Here is an 18,065-nt window from a genome sequence, read left to right as displayed (position 1 = left end):
TCGGGCTTTTATCCATTTACCCTTTATCTGCACTTTGGGACCAATGATCGAAATTTGAGGTCGAACCACCGAGGAAATCTGCACATTCGCCAAGTAAAGCAATTAATGATGAAGAAGTTAGCCCCCATTTTGATTCTGGCCCTGGCCTTTCAGGCTTGTTCTGAAGACAAATCCAATCAGCAGAATCCGATCGTAGCTCAGTCCTTCGATGAACTTACGGTACCTAAAAACTTCAATTGGAGTAGCAGCGACCAGGTTCAAATGGAAGTTGAACTGAAAGAAAGCAGCCTCTTTCCTATGGATTTACAAGGAACCAAACTGGAGATCCGTAATGATTTGGGTAAGCGTCTGGCCCTAGCCACAATTGATCATTATAATAGAGCCCATTTTTCGGTCCTTTTACCTGATAACAGCAATGGTTATCATTTTCACTTAAATGCCACGGGCGAAAGCTGGCCTCTGCAACTTAAAGAGAGTGTAGTGCTTCAATTAAGTGATCCTCTGGATCAAATTGCATCCACATCTAATAAGTACCTGGCTAAGCAATCTTTTACCGGTACTCCTCCCGGAACTAATATGCTGGGGAACGCTGACTTTGAACAAAGTGTGGCTTATAAGAATGTAGGCTATTCTTTTGATCCAACCAGCGGAACTGCCGATGACCAAAAATGGTATGTTACGGATAATGAATTCAGTCAAACACAACAAAATGGCTCCAAGGTATTTAAGGTGGACCGTCATCGTTGGACGCATTTATGGCAAATCCATACCGTTCAAGCCGGAGACAGTATTCACTTTAGTGCTGATTATCATGGCTATGCTCGCGCTTACCTTTTCTTCTATTCCAATGCCAACTCCAGTTATGCCTTAAGCAGCACTTCGAAAGTATTAAGCAGTAATGATAAGGTTATCAGTACCGTGGTACCTAATAACAGTACAGTAGTAGTTGCCTTATTTAATTTATATGACAATGCTTGGATCGATAATGCCTTCTTAAGCAATCCTGCCGCCATTACCGATACTGATAATGATGGAGTTGCAGATGGTGATGATGATTTCCCCAATGATCCTACCCGCGCTTATTTAAGCTATTATCCTACCGTAGGGCGCCAAACCATTGCTTACGAAGATATGTGGCCACTTAAAGGAGACTATGACTTTAATGATATGGTCATCAATGTAAAAAGCAGCTTGGTTAAGAATGGGGCCGACGAATGGGTTTCTGCCGAATATGAAATTGCTCTGGATGCCTTTGGGGGTGGAATTGAAAGTGGATTGGCTTTACGCCTCACCAATACTTCTAAAAACAGCATGAGTTCTATGATCTCCTCGGTTAGTGGCAATGCCAGCCTCGACCCGAATGTTACGAATGGAATCATTCTCTTTTCTGATCCTGATCAAGTAAGATCACAGTATTATAATAATACCGAAGCTGGAAGAATGGCCGATCCAGATACCATTCGTTTCACCATCAACTTTGTTGCGAATAACAATGGCGCTAGCTTCTTACACGATTTTTACATATTCCATAAAAATCAGCGAGGACGCGAAATTCACCTCTCTGGATTTAGCGGAACTACCGAGGCCGATGCCAATCTATTTAATACAGGCGACGATGTAAACGGCACCTATAAAACCACCACAGGTTTACCCTGGGCCATGGATATCGTTTTGGATGGCGAAAACTTCAGACATCCGATGGAAAAGGTGGATATGATTACTGCCTATCCTCGCTTTAGCCTTTGGGCTGGAAGCGCCGGAGCCCAAAACACTGATTGGTTCCAAAGCCCTAACCTTAGCGACATTATAGATTTAGGCGGACTATAGTCCAATATTTACCGCATTAAAAAAGCCCCGACCTATTAGGATCGGGGCTTTTTTTTATTCAATACCAAATTGGCGTAAATGATGTTCGGTATGCTTTTTATGCATTTGCAACCACTGTTCAACATTCAATTCGCCAAAGATGGGATGCACTTTGGTGAAGTCAGGATGCTTATCGAAATAGGCTAACATGGCCACCATCTCCTTGAGCAATAAATATTTCATTTCTTCGAAGTCTTCCTTATTGGCCGGAATTTCTCCATAAACCTTAGGAGCCTTTGCTCCTGGGCGAATAGGCTTATCAGAAGCTAAAAAGGCCTGGAGTTTAGGCAATTGTTCTTCGGGACTGGTAATCTCTGCCTGGGTTTCATTATAACTTAAAAGAAAAGCTTTCCGCAAGTGATCCAGCATTTCAATCACCGACATCTCGCCAAATTGTCGTTTCGATCTGGCTTTTAATGCCTTTAATTTAACCGGAAACTCCAGTAGTAAATAACGTTGTAGTTCCTTCATGTTTCGATCAGTTTTACGCGAATCAGATTAATATCTGCCGATTGCTCTAGCCCCGGACGATAGGCTAAGGTATTAACCTTGAATAAATTATTCTTAACTCCCTTCTTTCGAAAGGTTCTCTCTATGGCCGCAGCTCGCTGTGCACTTAAGCGACTGTTATTAATATTATCGTATACCTCAAATTCAAAAAACAATCCTTCAGATTCTTTAAGCATGTCTGCGATGAGTGATAGCATAAAATCTCCGGAAGGTGTTAAGCGGGCATTCCCCTTCACAAACTGAACATTCATTACCGGAGCTTCTACTCGCAAACGTTTTTTGGCTTCCGCTTCTTTTCGATCAGTATCATTAAAAAGAATTTCCGCTTCTACCCTTCTATTTAAAGCTCTTGACTTCTCATCAACCTCATCAAATAATGGCTGTTTATTGCCATGCCCCTGATATTCGAGGCGGTTCTTAGAAATCCCTTGACTTAATAAAAAGTCGTAAACCATGCGAGCACGAGCTACGGAGAGCTCAAAATCATTGCTGCAGCAAACATGACCATGAAGTTTAAGTTCCAATTCCGGATTTCGCTCCATCACTAAGAGCAGTTCCCGCAACTCATCCATACTATGCCACATGGGAATGGCCTGGTTTCCAACAAAGTTGAGATTAGCCAGTCGAATCTTAGTTCCCGTCTCCAAATTTTGTTCGCTAATTTTCCTTTCGGGATCTGGCAATAAGGTGAGGTCTACTAAAAACTCCAGTTCTACTCTTCGATTTTTGAATCGTTCTTCTGGGGCATTTGAATAGCGAGGTTTTTCCTCACCATAGAAATCAGTACTGGCTAAACGGGGATCCAGCTTTTGATAAACCAAATACTGCAGAACGGCTAACACTCTTCGCTTTGATAATTTGCGATTGTATTCAATATCCGCGAGGCTGTCGGTGTGACCGTAGAGCTTAACTCCCTTAAGTATTGAGATCGGATATTGTTGCAATAAGGAGTCCAGAGACTCTTTTTCAGAAGCTTTGAGTCGATCCGAATCGAGATCAAAGCGCACTTCAAAATAAACCAGAGTATCCTGCTGAGCTTGAAGATAAGCACCGCTTAAAATCAAGCACAACAGAAGCAGGGGTCTTAGTGACATAGAATTATTTCATAGGAACCCGAATCAGCGCATTCTCCCAGGCCAATTGCATTTCAAGGCCTTCCCCGGCTTGCACCAGATTTATGCTGAGGGTTTCAATAATATTGGGGGTAGTTTCTTTATATACGGTAGTAGTAAGAACGTCGAATTGCGGGTCTCTATTGGCTACTTGATCCCAATTTACCCCCCAAATACGGTTTGCGAGTTCCATATTACCTGCCATTCTTTAGGACCGGGAATGGTCCATAGCGTGTATTCTCCCGCGGGTAAGGTTTTACCCCCAATTTCCAAATCGGTCAGGGTACTAAATTCAGTAGCTTCATTGGCACCAGTACGCCAAACTTCATCATAGGGAACCAGCTCTCCGAAAATAGTTCTTCCCTTTACTGAGGGTCGACTGTAGTTAACCTTAACATCATATTGCTCAAATTTATAGCTGGCACTTCCCTCAGGTGAGAGTTTCTTGGTATTGTATTTCATCCACTGAAAACCGAGATAGAGAATTAAGGCCAAGGCAGCCAGGCTGATTAAGATCCACTTTACTACTTTCATGCTGGAAATTTTCCCCTAAATTACAATTCTAGTCTAAGATCAATGAAACCAAGTCCAAGCAAAAATCTTTTTTACTTCTTCCTCTTTTCTTTCCTACTTGCTCCAGCGGTTCAAAAGGCACAAGCTCCACCTGAATGGGCAAAATATGCTATTTGGTATCAGGTTTTCCCAGAGCGTTTTCGCAATGGCGACCCTAGCAATGATCCTAAGATAGAAGACCTGGCTTATGCCGATCCTCAGGAAATGCCCAAGCATTGGCAAATCCATCCCTGGGGCTCCGACTGGTATCAATTGCAAGAATGGGAGAAAGCCAATGGCGAAGCCGAATTGTGGAAGCACTTGCTGCGCCGTCGCTATGGAGGTGACCTTCAGGGATTAATCGATCAATTAGACTACCTCCAGGATTTGGGCATTAATGCGATTTACCTCAATCCCATCTTCCAATCGCCCAGCCTACATAAATATGATGGCGAATCCTACCATCACGTTGATCCGAATTTTGGTCCGGACCCCGAGGGCGACCGGGCTTTAATCAAAACTGAAAATCCGCTTGATCCTCAAACCTGGGTGTGGACCAGTGCCGATAAATTGGCTCTGGAACTTATCGAAGATGTACATCGCAGGGGTATGCGCATCATTTTCGATGGAGTGTTTAATCATATGGGCTACAATAGTTTCGCTTTCGCGGATGTGCGTAAAAATCAAGAGAAGAGCCCCTATAAAGATTGGTTTACCATTAAAAGTTGGGACGATCCAAGTACTGTGGCTAATGAATTTGATTACGAAGGATGGTGGGGTGTTAAGTCATTACCCGAATTTAAGGAGGATAAAAATGGTTTAGTAGAAGGCCCACGCAATTATGTTTTTGCCGCCACCGAAAGATGGATGAATCCACATGGAAAAGGCCCGGCCTTTGGTATTGACGGCTGGCGTTTGGATGTCGCCTTTTGTGTGGATCATCAATTTTGGAAAGACTGGCGGATACATGTGAAGTCCTTAAATCCCAATGCTTATATCACTGCAGAATTGGTAAGTCCACTCAAAGAAACCATTCCTTATTTATCGGGCGATGAGTTTGATGCTGAAATGAATTACAATTGGGCCTTTACCTGTACGGAGTTTTTCATCAACCCAGAAGGTAAGAATCACCGCAGTCCGTCTGAGTTTGAAGCCGAATTAAAACGAATGCGTGAAGCCTTTGCTCCAGAATTCCCCTATGCCATGCAGAATCTATTTGGTTCCCATGATGTAAACCGCATTGGCTCGCATATTGTAAATCGCGGAGGTGTGAATTTCCGTGATTGGGGCGATTATTTTGGCTTTTCAAAGGCTGCCGAAAATCCAGAGTATAAAGTGCGTAAACCACATGCAGATGAAATTCAATTGCAAAAGTTATTCGCCTACTTTCAATTCACCTATATCGGTGCACCCATGATATATTATGGGGATGAAGTAGGTATGTGGGGCGGCAATGACCCGGATGATCGCAAACCCATGATTTGGTCCGATATTCAATACGCCGATGAAGTATATCTACCCGATCAAAGCAAAAGAGCTGAAGCCGATAAGGTGGAGCAAAACCCGGAACTCCGTGCTCATTATCAAAAGTTAATTGCGATTCGCAAAGCTCATCCTGCTTTGGCAGATGGAAGCTATAAGGTACTTCTCGCAGATGATGAAAAAGACCTCTTCATATTTGAGCGCATGAACAAGCAAGAAAGGCTAGTAATTCTGATCAACAACTCTGAACAAAGTCTAGCGGTATCAGCCACTGAATACGGACTTAAAGGAGGTCGAGATTTGATGGAAGAAAGACCTTTAGAAAAAGAAATTCGGGTATTGCCTAAAAGTGCAGTAATCTGTTTAAGCCAATAAAGAAAAAGCCTCCCAATGGGAGGCTTTTTATAGTATCCTAAGGAAAGCTTCGTATTAAAGCAATCCATTGGTTTTGCTTACTGCTTCGGCAGAGTTGCTTAACTCTTCTTTCTCAGTAGCGCTTAATTCGATCTCAACGATTTTCTCTACACCATTGGCCCCAATCAAAGCAGGTACGCCAATGCAGATATCGTTTAAGCCATATTCACCTTCCAGGAAGCAAGAACATGGGAACATTTTGTGAGCATCGGTAGCAATGGCGTGTACCATAGCGGCTACGGCGGCACCAGGAGCATACCAAGCTGAAGTACCTAACAATTTAGTTAAGGTAGCTCCCCCCACTTTGGTCGCTTCTTTTACCTCTTGCATGCGCTCCTCAGAGATAAACTGAGATACAGGAACACTGTTGCGAGTTGCTAAACGGGTTAATGGAATCATTCCGGTATCACTGTGACCACCGATTACCATACCGTCAATATCGGAAATAGGAGCTTCAGTAGCTTCGGCTAAACGATATTTAAAACGAGCTGAATCCAAAGCACCACCCATACCGATGATACGGTTTTTAGGAAGTCCGGTAGCTTTGTGAGCCAAGTAAGTCATGGTATCCATTGGGTTAGAAACCACGATGATAATTACGTTTGGAGATTCTTTAATCAGGTTCTCAGCAACGGTCTTAACGATACCGGCATTGGTGCTGATCAACTCTTCACGGGTCATCCCGGGTTTACGCGGAATACCGGAAGTAATTACCGCTACATCGCTATTGGCGGTTTTGGTGTAATCGTTGGTACTGCCGGTAATTTTGGTATCAAAACCATTTAAAGATGCAGTTTGCATCAGGTCCATGGCTTTCCCCTCGGCAAAACCTTCTTTAATATCTACCAATACCACTTCAGAGGCAAAGTCCTTCATGGCGATGTATTCTGCGCAGCTGGCACCTACGGCCCCTGCACCCACAACGGTAACTTTCATGTTTATTTAAGTTTGAGGATTATTTAAAATACTGCTCGCGAAATTAAGAAGCAGTACCCGAAATCCGGCATAGAATAGTTAAAAAGAAGTTGGAATTCCCTGTTCCGAAGATCATCAGCCTCAGCTAGTTTAGCACATCGGCTTTCACCAGGAATTCACCATTAAATCGAAACTCTTGATCCTCGCTTCTAAACTCGTCAGTAACTGTTTCTAAGCTTAAGCTGAATTCGTCCTTTAAGAGATAATCTTTGAAATTCGCCTTATTGGTATTTAAGACAATGGTATTTCCTGCATTTGCGGGTACCGGATCCAGTTCAGCCAGAGTTTTGTCTTCTAAACCATCGGCCTTAATCACCAATTTCACACTTTCAAGAAAAGAGAAATCGCTATTTGCAGGTGCTGTAATTGCAAATTGGGCATAGTCCATCGTAATCGAACTTACCAAACTGGCATTGGTATTATTATTTCGAAAGGCCTGCTCGCTATTGCTCTGCATTGGTGGCGTTTGTAAGGTAAAAGGCACATTGATTCCCACACTGCTTTCAACCACATAATTAGCTTCATACTTCATGCGAAAACTAATTTCACCTTTGTCTCGGGTACAGGCAGATAAGGTAAATAAGGCAATAAGGAGGCTAAATGCTGTCTTTCTCATATTCATATAACGACTAGATCTTGGGAAAGTTTGGCTAAGTTCCTCTGCGGCCTTTCAAGTCCAAAGCCTCAATAAGTTCTAAGTCCCATTCCTTAAAAGGCTCAATCATATAGCGACGATCGTAAACCTGACCATCAACATAAAAGCTTAACCAAACGCGGTTGTAAAAGGAGAGAACCGAAGGATCAACGGTTTCCACCTTCAAGCTTTCCCCAGCTGCTAAGTTCTCAAAGAAATGGCGCAATTTAGAGGTCTTTCTTCCAGAACCATCTTGCTTTTCTTCCGCCTCGGTCATCACCAGCAGGTTCTTTAAATCAACCTCTTTATGGTTGATGATATAAAGGTAGAAGGTTGATTCACCGGTCTTTTCCGGAGTTTTGGCAATGGCTACTTCCACCCCACTAACCGGGTCGAATTTGAGGTCTTTTAACATTCGGCAAAAATCGCAAACAAAAATCGATTCGGGAAGTTTTATAAGCTATGCCTGCATTAAATCCTCAAGAAATCGATCGGATTATCGAAATGGCCTGGGAAGATCGCACCCCATTTGAGGCCATTACATTCCAATTTGGACTAAGTGAAGCAGAGATTATCGCCTTAATGCGGCGCGAAATGAAGGCCTCCAGCTTTAGGATGTGGCGTAAACGTGTGCAGGGACGCAGCACCAAACACAGCCAAAAACGAAGTTCAGAGGTACAGCGATTTCGATCAAGCAATCAATCTAAATTGGGATAAAAGCAGCCTGCTGATATTTTTGTGAAAAGCTTCGTAGCGGCGGCGGCGAATGAGGCTAATTTTTCTATTATTTTCGGTTTAATTATGAGCATGACGGAAGCAGAAATAGAAGCCGAGGAAAAAGAGATTAACAGTCGCTTTAACCATCTTCTGAAAACCATGAAAGATCGCATGGATAAGGAAGATCGTGACCTCCTGAAACGCGCCTTTAATTTAGCGCGCGATGCCCACTCGGAGGTACGACGTAAATCCGGCGAACCCTATATCTATCACCCTATTGAGGTGGCGCGCATTGTAAGTGAAGAGATTGGATTAGGCCCTAAATCTGTAGCCAGTGCCCTAATTCACGATGTTGTTGAGGATAGCGACTATACCCTCGAAGATATCGAGCGCCTCTTTGACGAAGACATAGCGCGCATTATTGACGGCCTCACTAAGATCAGTGGCATCTTTGATATGGACGTTTCCCTGCAAGCGGAGAACTTCCAGAAAATGCTGCTTACCCTGTCGGATGACATTCGGGTGATCTTAATTAAGCTGGCAGACCGCTTGCACAATATGCGGACTTTGGAGTCGATGCCCCAGCATAAGCAGCTGAAAATCGCCTCGGAAACCCTTTACCTCTATGCTCCCCTGGCCCACAGAATTGGGCTTTACAATATTAAAACCGAGCTCGAAGATCTTAGCCTTAAATACACGGAGCCTGAGGTTTATCGGGATATCGTCCTACGGCTAAAGAACAGTCAAAATGAAGCCCATCGCTACCTCAGCGATTTCAGTAAATACATTCGGAAATACCTGAAAGAAGAGGGATTTGAATTTGAAATTAAAGAACGTACCAAAAGTATTTACAGCATCCGTAAAAAGATGCTCAGCCAAGGGGTAGGTTTTGACGAGATCTACGACAAATTCGCGATTCGGATAATCGTGAACTCCAGTCCGGAGCGTGAGAAATCGGATTGCTGGCGTGCCTATTCCATCGTAACTGATCATTTCCGTCCCAATACCGAACGTCTGCGCGATTGGATTTCGGCCCCAAAGGCCAATGGCTACGAAAGCTTGCATACCACAGTAATGGGTCCAGCCGGACATTGGGTGGAAGTGCAAATCCGTACCAAGCGCATGGATGAAGTAGCTGAAAGAGGCTATGCGGCTCACTGGAAATATAAAGAAGATTCTTCTGGTCAATCTAAACTGGATGAATGGATTAACCGCATTCGTGAAGTTCTTGAAAACAACGAAGGCAATGCGGTTGATTTTGTAGATGAGTTTAAGATGAACCTGATGGCGGATGAGATATACATCTTTACGCCCAAGGGGGATTTGATGATTTTACCCTCCAGCTCTACACCCCTCGATTTTAGTTTTAGCATTCACACCGATGTGGGTCTTAAAACCCTGGGAGCTAAGGTAAACGGACGTTTGGTACCCCTGAATTATCGCTTAAAAAGTGGTGATCAGGTAGAGATTATCACTTCGCAAAAGCAAAAGCCCAAGGAAGACTGGCTCAATTATGTGGTTACCAGTAAGGCCCGCAATAATATTAAAAGTGCTCTTAAAAGTGAGCGCCGCGAGATTGCCGACGATGGCAAGGAAATTCTGGAACGCAAGCTCAAATACATAAAGGTTAAGCCTAGTAAAAACCTGATCCAGGAAATGGTAAAATATTTCCACCTGAAGAACAGCACTGAGCTGTATTATAAGGTGGGGATGCAGATTATAGATAATGCGCAGCTCAAAGAGTTTATGCGCGATCAAAATCAAGGTTTTTACTCCTATCTTCGTAAGCGAATTATCGGCCGTAGTAAAAACGACCTCAATAAAGCCAAGAAGAAGGAGAAAGAAGAGGCTGGTGCAGATGATCAGAAATTTATTGTATTTGGACCGGATGAGCAAGAGTTCGATTATAAAATCGCCAAATGCTGTAATCCCATTCCGGGTGACGATGTATTTGGCTTTATAACTGCAACAGAAGGAATAAAGCTTCATCATAAAAACTGCCCTAACTCTGTATATCTGCAATCCAATTTCGCCCAGCGGATTTTAAGAGCTAAATGGGTGAGCACCAAGAAAAAAGAATATTCTTCAGTATTGGTGATTCGCGGTATTGATACCGTTGGATTAGTAAATAAGGTAACCCAGATTATTTCCAATGACCTGCATGTGAATATCCGCAGTATAAATATTGCCGGTGATGAGGGAATTTTTGAAGGATTAATCACCGTGGTGGTGCAGGATAAGCTCCATCTTGAAAAAGTTATTGAACGTCTGCGAAAGATCGAGGGAGTCAGTTCGGTAGAACGCCGGTTTGCTGAACGAGATTAACTATCTTTGCAGCTTTGTTTTAGTCCATGAATGAGCAGGAATTTGCGACGGTAAAACAGGTATTCACCGAATATCTGGAAAAGAACAAGCAGCGGAAGACTCCGGAGCGCTATGCGATCTTGCAAGAGATCTATGAAAATGAGGAGCATTTCGACATTGAATCCTTGTACATTCTTATGAAGAATAAGAATTACCGGGTTTCACGCGCTACGCTTTATAATACCATCGAATTACTGCTGGATTCGAAATTAGTGCGCAAGCATCAATTTGGCCAAAACCAAGCTTATTACGAGAAATCATTTTACAATAAGCAGCACGACCATATCATTCTAACCGATACGGGTGAGGTGCTGGAATTTTGTGATCCCCGTTTGCAACAAATTAAAAATACCGTTGCCGAAATCTTTGGGATCGAAATTAATTCGCATTCCCTTTACCTCTATGGCACTCGAAAGCAAGAGGAATCGGAATCCAATGCTCAATCCGAATAATTACCAAGCTAATAAGCAGCTCATTTCCATGAATGTAGATGTACTACTCGGCCTCCAGTGGGGCGACGAAGGAAAAGGAAAAATTGTCGACGTTTTAACCCGTAAATACGATATCATCGCTCGTTTTCAGGGTGGCCCAAATGCCGGGCACACTTTAGAGTTCGATGGCATTAAACACGTTTTACATACCATTCCCAGTGGAATTTTCCACCCCGGAATTAAAAACCTTATTGGTAATGGTGTGGTGATCGACCCGGTAATTTTCTGCAAAGAGATTGATGCTCTGAAAGAACATCAGGTAGATGTAAAAGAGGCCTTACTGATTTCGCGTAAAGCCCATTTAATTTTACCTACCCACCGTATGCTCGACGCTGCTTCTGAAGCGGCCAAAGGCAAGAATAAGATTGGTTCTACCCTTAAGGGAATTGGACCTACCTATATGGATAAAACCGGTCGTAATGGTTTACGCGTTGGAGATATCGAATTGAGCGACTTTAAAGATCGCTACAATACCTTGAAGGAAAAGCATGAGCAATTGCTCTCGCATTATGAATTCGACTATCAGAATGATTTGGCCGAAATGGAAGCCAAATGGTTCGAAGCGGTGGATACCTTGCGTGGTTTAACTCTCATAGACTCTGAGAACTACCTTCATGAGTCTTTAGCCGCTGGTAAGAAAGTATTGGCTGAAGGTGCTCAGGGATCTTTATTGGATATCGACTTTGGCTCCTATCCTTTTGTGACTTCCAGCACCACTACTTGTGCCGGTAGTTGCACCGGATTAGGAATTGCTCCGACCCGCATTAAACGCGTATTCGGCATCTTTAAAGCCTATTGTACTCGCGTGGGTTCAGGTCCCTTTCCTACTGAATTATTCGACGAGGTGGGTGCTTCATTGCAAAAGAAAGGTCACGAGTTTGGCGCTACTACTGGACGTCCACGTCGCTGTGGTTGGCTGGATATTCCTGCCTTAAAATACGCCGTATCCATTAATGGAGTAAGCAACCTTATTATGATGAAGGCCGACGTTCTAAGTGGCTTTGATACGATTAAGGTTTGTACCAAGTATTTGTACCAGGGTAAGGAAATTGAACATTTACCTTACAGTTTGGACGAAAATTTGATTGAGCCCGTTTATGAAGAGCTCCCCGGCTGGAAGGAAGATATCACCGAATTGGAAAATTTGGAGGATGCCCCTCAAGCCCTGAAAGACTATCTGGCTTATGTGGAAGAAAAAATTGGCGTTCCGATCAGCATCCTTTCCGTGGGACCTAATCGTACCCAAACCATTGAGCTTGAAGAACTCGCTGTATAAAGTCCTTTGCCTGCTTTTAGTATTCTCCTTTTCTGACTTACAAGCTCAGGAAAAGCGAAAAACCAAGCGGATAGATTATAAGGCCGATAAGCAGCTATCTTCGACCCAGGCTGGCAAAACCCGCCTATTTGGGAATGTTCAATTTGAACATGAAGGCGCCTTAATGGATTGCGATTCGGCCTGGTACTTTAAGGATGAAAACCGCATTATCTCCTTTCGGAATATTGAGGTAAACCAAGGAGACAGCCTCTTTATGTGGGGCGATCAATTGGAGTATTCTGGTGAAACCCGCCAAGCTGTAGTTACTGGTAAAGAGGTAAAGCTGAAGGATAAGGAGATGACCCTTACTACCGACAGGCTTCGATTGGATCGTAATACCAATATCGCCTATTACACCACTGGCGGCTTAGTGGAGAGCGATGAAAACACCCTTCTAAGTCATGAGGGCTATTACAATAGCAATTACAAGGTTTTCAGCTTTAAAGATTCGGTGATTCTCAATAATCCTCAGTATACCATTTATACGGATACCATGGATTATGATAGTGAAGCCTATATCGCGTATTTCTTTGGTCCTACAACTATTATCAGCGATAGCAGCAAAATTTACTGCGAGAATGGTCGCTATAATACCCAAACGGATATTGCCCAGTTTAATAAGAATGCTTTTATCTACGATGGCCCTAGGTATTTAACGGGCGACAGCCTATACTACGAGAGAGCGGGTGAATACGGGGAAGCCTTTCGCAATGTATTGATTCATGACACCTTGGATCATTATCTGATTACCGGTGATTATGGCGAATATTTTGGGGTTAAAGATTCGGCTTATGTAACCGGCGACCCCCTGTATACCGTAGTGGATGAAGAAGGAGATTCTTTACATGTGCATGGTGATACCCTTTACTCCAGCACCTATATAGATAGCCTGGGTAATCAATCGCGCTTGCTACAGATCTTTTATGGCGTTCGCTTTATGCGGAAAGACATGCAAGGTAAATGCGACTCTTTAAGTTATACTACCCTCGATTCAACTTTTAGGATGTACAAGGATCCCATTATGTGGGATGATTCGACCCAAATTACGGGTGACACGATTTACCTGCTCACCGCCAATGATAAACCCGATACCCTTAAAGTTTTAAGCAATGCCTTTATGGTGAGTCGCACCGACAGCATTCGCTATAATCAGGTGAAGGGTCGCCAAATGCTGGGGAAATTTGGCAATGGTGAATTGCGGAAGGTGTATGTAAATGGAAATGGTGAAGCGATTTATTATCCCAAAGAAGAAGATGGTAGTTATTTAGGGATGAACCGTAGTATTTGCAGTCGGATCTTAATCATCTTAAAAGAAAGTGAGGTAAAACGTATCACCTGGATTGGGAAACCCGAAGGAGTTATGCACCCTATTGATAAAATTCCGGCCGATCGAAAAATTCTCGATGGCTTTAAGCCACGCTTTGATGAACGCCCAATAAACAAAGCGGATTTGTTTAAATGAAAAGCTGGCTCACATCCCTGATCTGTGTACTTGCATTAGGCATGAACGCTCAGATTATGGATTCGGCTCAAAGCAAAATTGATCAGGAAATTGATCCGGCTCATTTTGATCCCAAGCTGCTCGAAGCCGCCATATTTGAAGCTACTAATGCTGCTCGACTCCGATTGGGCTTTTCAAGCCTGGAGCACGATCCAGTTTTGGATACCTCAGCCACTTATCAGGCTTACCGCATGCTTCGCGAAGGAAAATTAGAGCATGTTTGGCCCCGCGATCGCAATTTCGGGAAATTGAAAAGTCGAATTGGTTTCTTCGGAGGAGGTTTCGTGAATATGGGGGAAAACATTGCCCGTAATTTTATTCTGGAGGTCGCCAATGGTGAAGCCTATTATTTGGATAATGAAGGGCAAGCCATTACTCGCAAGAAAAAACGTATTCCTTATAAAAGCTATCGAGAATTGGCGGAAGAAAGCGTGGAAGATTGGTTAAATTCACCTGGCCATCGTGCTAATTTACTGGGACCCTTTGATTATCTGGGAGTTGGAGTTTCGCCTTTACTTGCGATTGAAAAAGGCCCCAATTTTGATATATACCTCTGCCAAAACTTCGGAACAAAATGAAAAATCTGTATATCCTTCTTCTTAGCCTTCTAAGCATAGGAGCTTCAGCGCAATTACGCTTCCTGCAAGCCGACGATTTTGAAGATTATGAATTAGTCCTGAAAAGTGCCCGCCAGAACCATGATCTCATTCTAATGGCGGTTCATGATGGTGGTGGCGACTTTCGAAAAATGTACAATGATGGTGTTTTTAATGATCTCGGATTAAATCAAGCAGCCAAGGCCTACACCACCGTAGCTATCGATATCCGTGAGCCAATGGGAGAACGGTTCGAAAGTATTTTTAGCCTGAATGATCTTCCCGCCTTTTACCTTATGAATGAAGAAGAGTTTGTTCTGGATGTGCTCAGCGGATATCAGAGTGCTCAGGACCTTCAAACTGCTATGGCCGAAGCCTCTAAAGCACCATTCTTGTACGACACCTTAGTTCAAGCATATCAGGCGAAAGCCTTAAACGACCAGGAATGGTTAAAACTCTTAGAGCTCTATGCCTTGAATTTCGATTTTAGAAATACGGCGCATTTAGCTCAGGAATACCTAAACAGCAAATCTGAAGCGGAACTATTACAACAACCCGCTGCCCTTATTCTAAGTCAGTACGGTGTTAGTCTCGAAACCATTTACCCCACCCTCATTATTAGTAATACCAGTGCTCTTCGCAAAGCAGATCCTTCCTTTGAGCTTTCAGAATATTTAAATACCGCTATTGAGTACAATCTCGATCTGGCGATTGTAAGCAAAGACTCCCTCCTTTGCGAAAACATTTGCGAATCATTGGTGATTCCTCCTCTCTTCCCTAAAGACAGCCTGCCAGTAATGCGTATGAATATTCGCAGGGAATACGCCTGGCAAAGTGAGCAGTTTGCCTTGTATGCAGAAGCTCTCCTGAAAGAGCAAGATTCTAAAATACCGGGAATGGCAGCTTCGAGATTGTTTGATGAAGCTTATGATATCGTCGAAAACTTCAATAACACCTCTGCCTTAAATGCCGCCTTGAAACTGGCCAAACGCTCGGATGAGAAAGAAACGAGTTTCAGAGCTAAAATGCTCAAAGCCTATATCGCTTATCTGCAAGAAGACAGTGAGCAAGCAAAGGTGTTTTTACAGGATGCCCGCAGTCAAGTGAAGAGTCCACAACAATTGCGAAACCTGGAGAAACTGCAAGAACTGGTGAATGAGCAGTAGAATCTGGATAATTGAATGACGGTTTAATCGGTATAAAATTACCTTTAGGGTCCCATGAAAGACCCCTTCCCTACCTTTAAAACAATTCTGCTTATTTGGCTGATGAGTCTGCAATGGGCTTCAGCACAAGTAATTTATTCCATCAATACGCAAAAACATCCTTTTCGAAGTTTTAATTATCTGGAGCAAAAGGATTTGAGCATCTATGCTGATGCGGCTGGGCAGTTAAAGCTTTACAGCCATGGCGACAGCATCAAACTAAAAGGAGATCGCAGTCGTATTTTTGATGATGAAAGGCAAATTCTTACTTACGACGTTCATCAAAAGAAAAGCCGCCTTTACCTCTATTCTCTGGAAGGCAAATTGCTGAAAAAAGAAAAACTCCCCTTCTCTTTGGCCGATCTCTGCCTGGTAGGAGACTCCATTTATATACTGAGTAGATCCTACAAATATGAGCGAGGTCAGGTGACTAAACTCTATTTACTGAATAAAGATCTGGAAGTACAAAAGACCTGGAACACCAGCTTTGCCGGAATAAACGGTATCAATATCAATTACTATGAGTCCACTAAACGGTTAATGGTTGGTGCCGGATTGGAATGGTATCAATTCGATCTAAACGGAAACGAAGTATTCAGTGAAGAAGTCCCTCATGCTTCCTATACTTTGGTTAATGGTAAATACTTCAGTCTATTAGATAAGCTTAGTGACGCCAGTTATCTCTTTATCTTTCAAGAAGATAGTCTTCTTTATATGTGGAAACACCACTTGAAAGCCAGTTATATGCTTAATAATAAATTCTCTACCGATCATGCGGTTTTCTTCTCCTGGGCTCTGAGTCCGGATGGAAGGTATGTATTGAGCCTGGACCACTCTCAACATCTCTACCTCTATGATCATCAAAGCGAAGTGTTTGAAGAAATTATGCAATCTAAAAACATCGAGTTTGTTTTCTTTTTAGAGGATGGCAGACCGGCTTATTTGGATAGGAAAAGAGGGATACAAATTCTTGAATAATACGAATATGTTATATCCTGTTAAACTGGGGGCCTCTATTAAAAAAGCGCATTTTCAAGGTGCAAATCGGGAACAAGTAGAATCCTATTTGCGTTCCATATTAGCTGATCAGGGTATTGAAAATCTTAATGATTTGGGTGAGCATCACTTCTCCTATAATCTGAAAGGGTTCAAGTTTGGCTATAGCTCGCGGGCAAACCCATTTCGGAATTTTAATTACGGAGAGTTCAAGATCAGTGAAAATTCAGAGTATATCAACATTGACTTTTCTGCTGATTTACGAAAGCTAGTCACCCAAACAGCGCTTATGATGCTAGTCTTATTGATTTTCTTAGTCGTATTTTCTAAAATTAGTCTAATGACTTTTCTAGTTCCATTTATTATGGGAGCCTTCCTTCTTTTATTTCGATACATGGGAATTCGGACTGGTACAAAAATCTATCTGCAGCGCCGTATTCTGGAACTTAGAACCTGGCGCAAATAGAGATCATCCATGAAACTTCAGCAAAGCCTTTTCGATATCCCCAAAATGGATTGCCCTTCGGAGGAAAATCTCATCCGGCTGAAGCTGCAAGATTTCAGTCAAGTTCATCATCTGGATTTTGACTTAGAGCAAAGGCAGTTAAAAATCCAACATCAGGGCGAGATAGAGCCATTGATCCAAGCTTTGGAGGAACTAAAGCTGGGCAGTCGTTTCATTGATAGTCATGAAGTTGATGCTCATTCTGCAGATCAAATACAGGAAAAAAACCTGTTATGGGCCGTCCTTATAATTAATCTGGCCTTCTTTGGAATTGAGGCTTTATGGGGTTGGCTAGCCAATTCTATGGGATTGGTGGCAGACAGTTTAGATATGCTTGCCGATGCCATGGTTTATGGATTAAGTCTTTGGGCAGTTGGCGCTGCTTTGATCCGCAAAAGGCGGGTAGCCCAAATTGCAGGTTATCTTCAGCTCAGCTTGGCATTCCTGGCTTTTATGGAGCTAATACACCGCTTTATTAGTCCTGTGGAATTACCCGATTTTAAAAGCATGATGATGGTATCCGCTTTTGCCCTCTTAGCGAATGCAATCTGCCTTTACCTTCTTCAAAAATCTCGGACCAAGGAAGAAGTGCATATGAAAGCCAGCTTGATATTCACCTCTAATGATGTGATTATTAACCTGGGGGTGATTAGCGCCGGGAGCCTGGTCTATGCCTTAAATTCGCCCTGGCCCGATTTAATCATAGGGATGATTGTTTTATTCCTGGTAGCCAAAGGTGCGCTCAGAATATTGAAACTAAATTGAGCCCCTACCTATAAGCCTAGAAAATACTATTCTCTTAAAAGACCTGTTATACTAGACTAATCAAT

General features: G+C 42.9%; 19 protein-coding genes. 12 read left to right on the top strand and 7 right to left on the bottom strand.

Annotated features, from left to right (window positions below):
• Positions 1-105 precede the first annotated feature (105 nt).
• Entirely contained in the window at positions 106-1,827 is a 1,722-nt protein-coding gene (locus ACO05P_RS02130) for an LruC domain-containing protein (RefSeq protein WP_421753143.1), read from the top strand.
• Positions 1,828-1,881: 54 nt separating this feature from the next.
• Here the strand turns inward: ACO05P_RS02130 and ACO05P_RS02125 are convergent, their stop codons facing one another.
• Genes ACO05P_RS02125 through ACO05P_RS02110 form a run of 4 tightly spaced genes read right to left on the bottom strand, consistent with a single transcriptional unit; the run spans position 1,882 to position 4,022 of the window.
• Positions 1,882-2,337: a DUF1569 domain-containing protein gene (locus tag ACO05P_RS02125; RefSeq protein ID WP_421753142.1), complete on the bottom strand. Its 456-nt coding sequence runs from the start codon at positions 2,335-2,337 to the stop codon at positions 1,882-1,884.
• Positions 2,334-3,470 (bottom strand): OmpA family protein, encoded by a 1,137-nt coding sequence (locus tag ACO05P_RS02120; RefSeq protein ID WP_421753141.1) that lies wholly within the window; start codon positions 3,468-3,470, stop codon positions 2,334-2,336. Before ACO05P_RS02120 ends, ACO05P_RS02125 begins: the two co-directional genes overlap by 4 nt.
• Before the next feature lie 4 nt (positions 3,471-3,474).
• Complete coding sequence (locus ACO05P_RS02115; protein ID WP_421753140.1) at positions 3,475-3,681, bottom strand: hypothetical protein; 207 nt, start codon at positions 3,679-3,681, stop codon at positions 3,475-3,477.
• Entirely contained in the window at positions 3,651-4,022 is a 372-nt protein-coding gene (locus ACO05P_RS02110) for a DUF2911 domain-containing protein (RefSeq protein WP_421753139.1), read from the bottom strand. The genes ACO05P_RS02115 and ACO05P_RS02110 overlap by 31 nt, the downstream gene beginning before the upstream one ends.
• 42 nt (positions 4,023-4,064) lie before the next feature.
• On the opposite strand from ACO05P_RS02110, the gene ACO05P_RS02105 reads away from it, so the two are divergent.
• Positions 4,065-5,897 carry a glycoside hydrolase family 13 protein gene (locus ACO05P_RS02105; RefSeq protein WP_421753138.1) on the top strand — a complete coding sequence of 611 codons (1,833 nt, stop codon included), beginning with the start codon at positions 4,065-4,067 and terminating at the stop codon, positions 5,895-5,897.
• Positions 5,898-5,951: 54 nt separating this feature from the next.
• Here ACO05P_RS02105 and mdh read toward each other — a convergent pair whose 3' ends face one another.
• From mdh to ACO05P_RS02090, 3 genes are all read right to left on the bottom strand, one after another.
• Positions 5,952-6,872 (bottom strand): malate dehydrogenase, encoded by a 921-nt coding sequence (gene mdh / locus ACO05P_RS02100; RefSeq protein WP_421753137.1) that lies wholly within the window; start codon positions 6,870-6,872, stop codon positions 5,952-5,954.
• Positions 6,873-6,996: 124 nt separating this feature from the next.
• Complete coding sequence (locus tag ACO05P_RS02095) at positions 6,997-7,527, bottom strand: hypothetical protein (protein WP_421753136.1); 531 nt, start codon at positions 7,525-7,527, stop codon at positions 6,997-6,999.
• A 34-nt stretch (positions 7,528-7,561) separates the two neighbouring features.
• A complete protein-coding gene (locus tag ACO05P_RS02090) occupies positions 7,562-7,960 on the bottom strand; it encodes a hypothetical protein (protein WP_421753135.1) in 399 nt (132 codons plus the stop codon).
• Between the two features lie 47 nt (positions 7,961-8,007).
• Between ACO05P_RS02090 and ACO05P_RS02085 the strand changes: the two genes are divergently transcribed.
• The 10 genes from ACO05P_RS02085 to ACO05P_RS02040 all read left to right on the top strand — a co-directional run bounded on the left by ACO05P_RS02085 (position 8,008) and on the right by ACO05P_RS02040 (position 18,000).
• Complete coding sequence (locus ACO05P_RS02085; RefSeq protein WP_421753134.1) at positions 8,008-8,262, top strand: TIGR03643 family protein; 255 nt, start codon at positions 8,008-8,010, stop codon at positions 8,260-8,262.
• Positions 8,263-8,352: 90 nt separating this feature from the next.
• A complete protein-coding gene (locus tag ACO05P_RS02080; protein ID WP_421753133.1) occupies positions 8,353-10,587 on the top strand; it encodes a RelA/SpoT family protein in 2,235 nt (744 codons plus the stop codon).
• Positions 10,588-10,613: 26 nt separating this feature from the next.
• A complete protein-coding gene (locus ACO05P_RS02075) occupies positions 10,614-11,078 on the top strand; it encodes a Fur family transcriptional regulator (RefSeq protein ID WP_210758277.1) in 465 nt (154 codons plus the stop codon).
• A 28-nt stretch (positions 11,079-11,106) separates the two neighbouring features.
• Positions 11,107-12,393 (top strand): adenylosuccinate synthase, encoded by a 1,287-nt coding sequence (locus ACO05P_RS02070; protein WP_421754868.1) that lies wholly within the window; start codon positions 11,107-11,109, stop codon positions 12,391-12,393.
• The gene (locus ACO05P_RS02065) at positions 12,374-13,894 is read left to right on the top strand and encodes an OstA-like protein (RefSeq protein WP_421753132.1); all 1,521 of its coding nucleotides are present in this window, start codon (positions 12,374-12,376) and stop codon (positions 13,892-13,894) included. Before ACO05P_RS02070 ends, ACO05P_RS02065 begins: the two co-directional genes overlap by 20 nt.
• On the top strand, positions 13,891-14,511 hold the full coding sequence (locus ACO05P_RS02060; protein WP_421753131.1) for a CAP domain-containing protein: 621 nt from the start codon (positions 13,891-13,893) through the stop codon (positions 14,509-14,511). The genes ACO05P_RS02065 and ACO05P_RS02060 overlap by 4 nt, the downstream gene beginning before the upstream one ends.
• Positions 14,508-15,695, top strand: coding sequence for a hypothetical protein (locus ACO05P_RS02055; RefSeq protein WP_421753130.1), 1,188 nt, complete (start codon positions 14,508-14,510; stop codon positions 15,693-15,695). Before ACO05P_RS02060 ends, ACO05P_RS02055 begins: the two co-directional genes overlap by 4 nt.
• A gap of 54 nt (positions 15,696-15,749) precedes the next feature.
• The gene (locus ACO05P_RS02050) at positions 15,750-16,712 is read left to right on the top strand and encodes a hypothetical protein (RefSeq protein ID WP_421753129.1); all 963 of its coding nucleotides are present in this window, start codon (positions 15,750-15,752) and stop codon (positions 16,710-16,712) included.
• Between the two features lie 7 nt (positions 16,713-16,719).
• A complete protein-coding gene (locus ACO05P_RS02045; RefSeq protein WP_421753128.1) occupies positions 16,720-17,196 on the top strand; it encodes a hypothetical protein in 477 nt (158 codons plus the stop codon).
• A 9-nt stretch (positions 17,197-17,205) separates the two neighbouring features.
• Positions 17,206-18,000 (top strand): cation transporter, encoded by a 795-nt coding sequence (locus ACO05P_RS02040; protein WP_421753127.1) that lies wholly within the window; start codon positions 17,206-17,208, stop codon positions 17,998-18,000.
• Positions 18,001-18,065: the final 65 nt, after the last annotated feature.

It is taken from the genome of Croceimicrobium sp., assembly GCF_965228705.1.
Lineage (GTDB): Bacteria > Bacteroidota > Bacteroidia > Flavobacteriales > Schleiferiaceae > Croceimicrobium.
The sequence above is the reverse complement of the archived record's forward strand: the minus strand, read 5'-3'. Positions and strand labels throughout refer to the sequence as shown.

What these genes read in the sequence shown, in the direction of transcription:
- ACO05P_RS02130 (WP_421753143.1), top strand. Translation starts at nt 106, where the DNA reads ATGATGAAGAAGTTAGCCCCCATTTTGATTCTGGCCCTGGCCTTTCAG.
- ACO05P_RS02125 (WP_421753142.1), bottom strand. Translation starts at nt 2,337, where the DNA reads ATGAAGGAACTACAACGTTATTTACTACTGGAGTTTCCGGTTAAATTA.
- ACO05P_RS02120 (WP_421753141.1), bottom strand. Translation starts at nt 3,470, where the DNA reads ATGTCACTAAGACCCCTGCTTCTGTTGTGCTTGATTTTAAGCGGTGCT.
- ACO05P_RS02115 (WP_421753140.1), bottom strand. Translation starts at nt 3,681, where the DNA reads ATGGAACTCGCAAACCGTATTTGGGGGGTAAATTGGGATCAAGTAGCC.
- ACO05P_RS02110 (WP_421753139.1), bottom strand. Translation starts at nt 4,022, where the DNA reads ATGAAAGTAGTAAAGTGGATCTTAATCAGCCTGGCTGCCTTGGCCTTA.
- ACO05P_RS02105 (WP_421753138.1), top strand. Translation starts at nt 4,065, where the DNA reads ATGAAACCAAGTCCAAGCAAAAATCTTTTTTACTTCTTCCTCTTTTCT.
- mdh (WP_421753137.1), bottom strand. Translation starts at nt 6,872, where the DNA reads ATGAAAGTTACCGTTGTGGGTGCAGGGGCCGTAGGTGCCAGCTGCGCA.
- ACO05P_RS02095 (WP_421753136.1), bottom strand. Translation starts at nt 7,527, where the DNA reads ATGAGAAAGACAGCATTTAGCCTCCTTATTGCCTTATTTACCTTATCT.
- ACO05P_RS02090 (WP_421753135.1), bottom strand. Translation starts at nt 7,960, where the DNA reads ATGTTAAAAGACCTCAAATTCGACCCGGTTAGTGGGGTGGAAGTAGCC.
- ACO05P_RS02085 (WP_421753134.1), top strand. Translation starts at nt 8,008, where the DNA reads ATGCCTGCATTAAATCCTCAAGAAATCGATCGGATTATCGAAATGGCC.
- ACO05P_RS02080 (WP_421753133.1), top strand. Translation starts at nt 8,353, where the DNA reads ATGACGGAAGCAGAAATAGAAGCCGAGGAAAAAGAGATTAACAGTCGC.
- ACO05P_RS02075 (WP_210758277.1), top strand. Translation starts at nt 10,614, where the DNA reads ATGAATGAGCAGGAATTTGCGACGGTAAAACAGGTATTCACCGAATAT.
- ACO05P_RS02070 (WP_421754868.1), top strand. Translation starts at nt 11,107, where the DNA reads ATGAATGTAGATGTACTACTCGGCCTCCAGTGGGGCGACGAAGGAAAA.
- ACO05P_RS02060 (WP_421753131.1), top strand. Translation starts at nt 13,891, where the DNA reads ATGAAAAGCTGGCTCACATCCCTGATCTGTGTACTTGCATTAGGCATG.
- ACO05P_RS02055 (WP_421753130.1), top strand. Translation starts at nt 14,508, where the DNA reads ATGAAAAATCTGTATATCCTTCTTCTTAGCCTTCTAAGCATAGGAGCT.
- ACO05P_RS02050 (WP_421753129.1), top strand. Translation starts at nt 15,750, where the DNA reads ATGAAAGACCCCTTCCCTACCTTTAAAACAATTCTGCTTATTTGGCTG.
- ACO05P_RS02045 (WP_421753128.1), top strand. Translation starts at nt 16,720, where the DNA reads ATGTTATATCCTGTTAAACTGGGGGCCTCTATTAAAAAAGCGCATTTT.
- ACO05P_RS02040 (WP_421753127.1), top strand. Translation starts at nt 17,206, where the DNA reads ATGAAACTTCAGCAAAGCCTTTTCGATATCCCCAAAATGGATTGCCCT.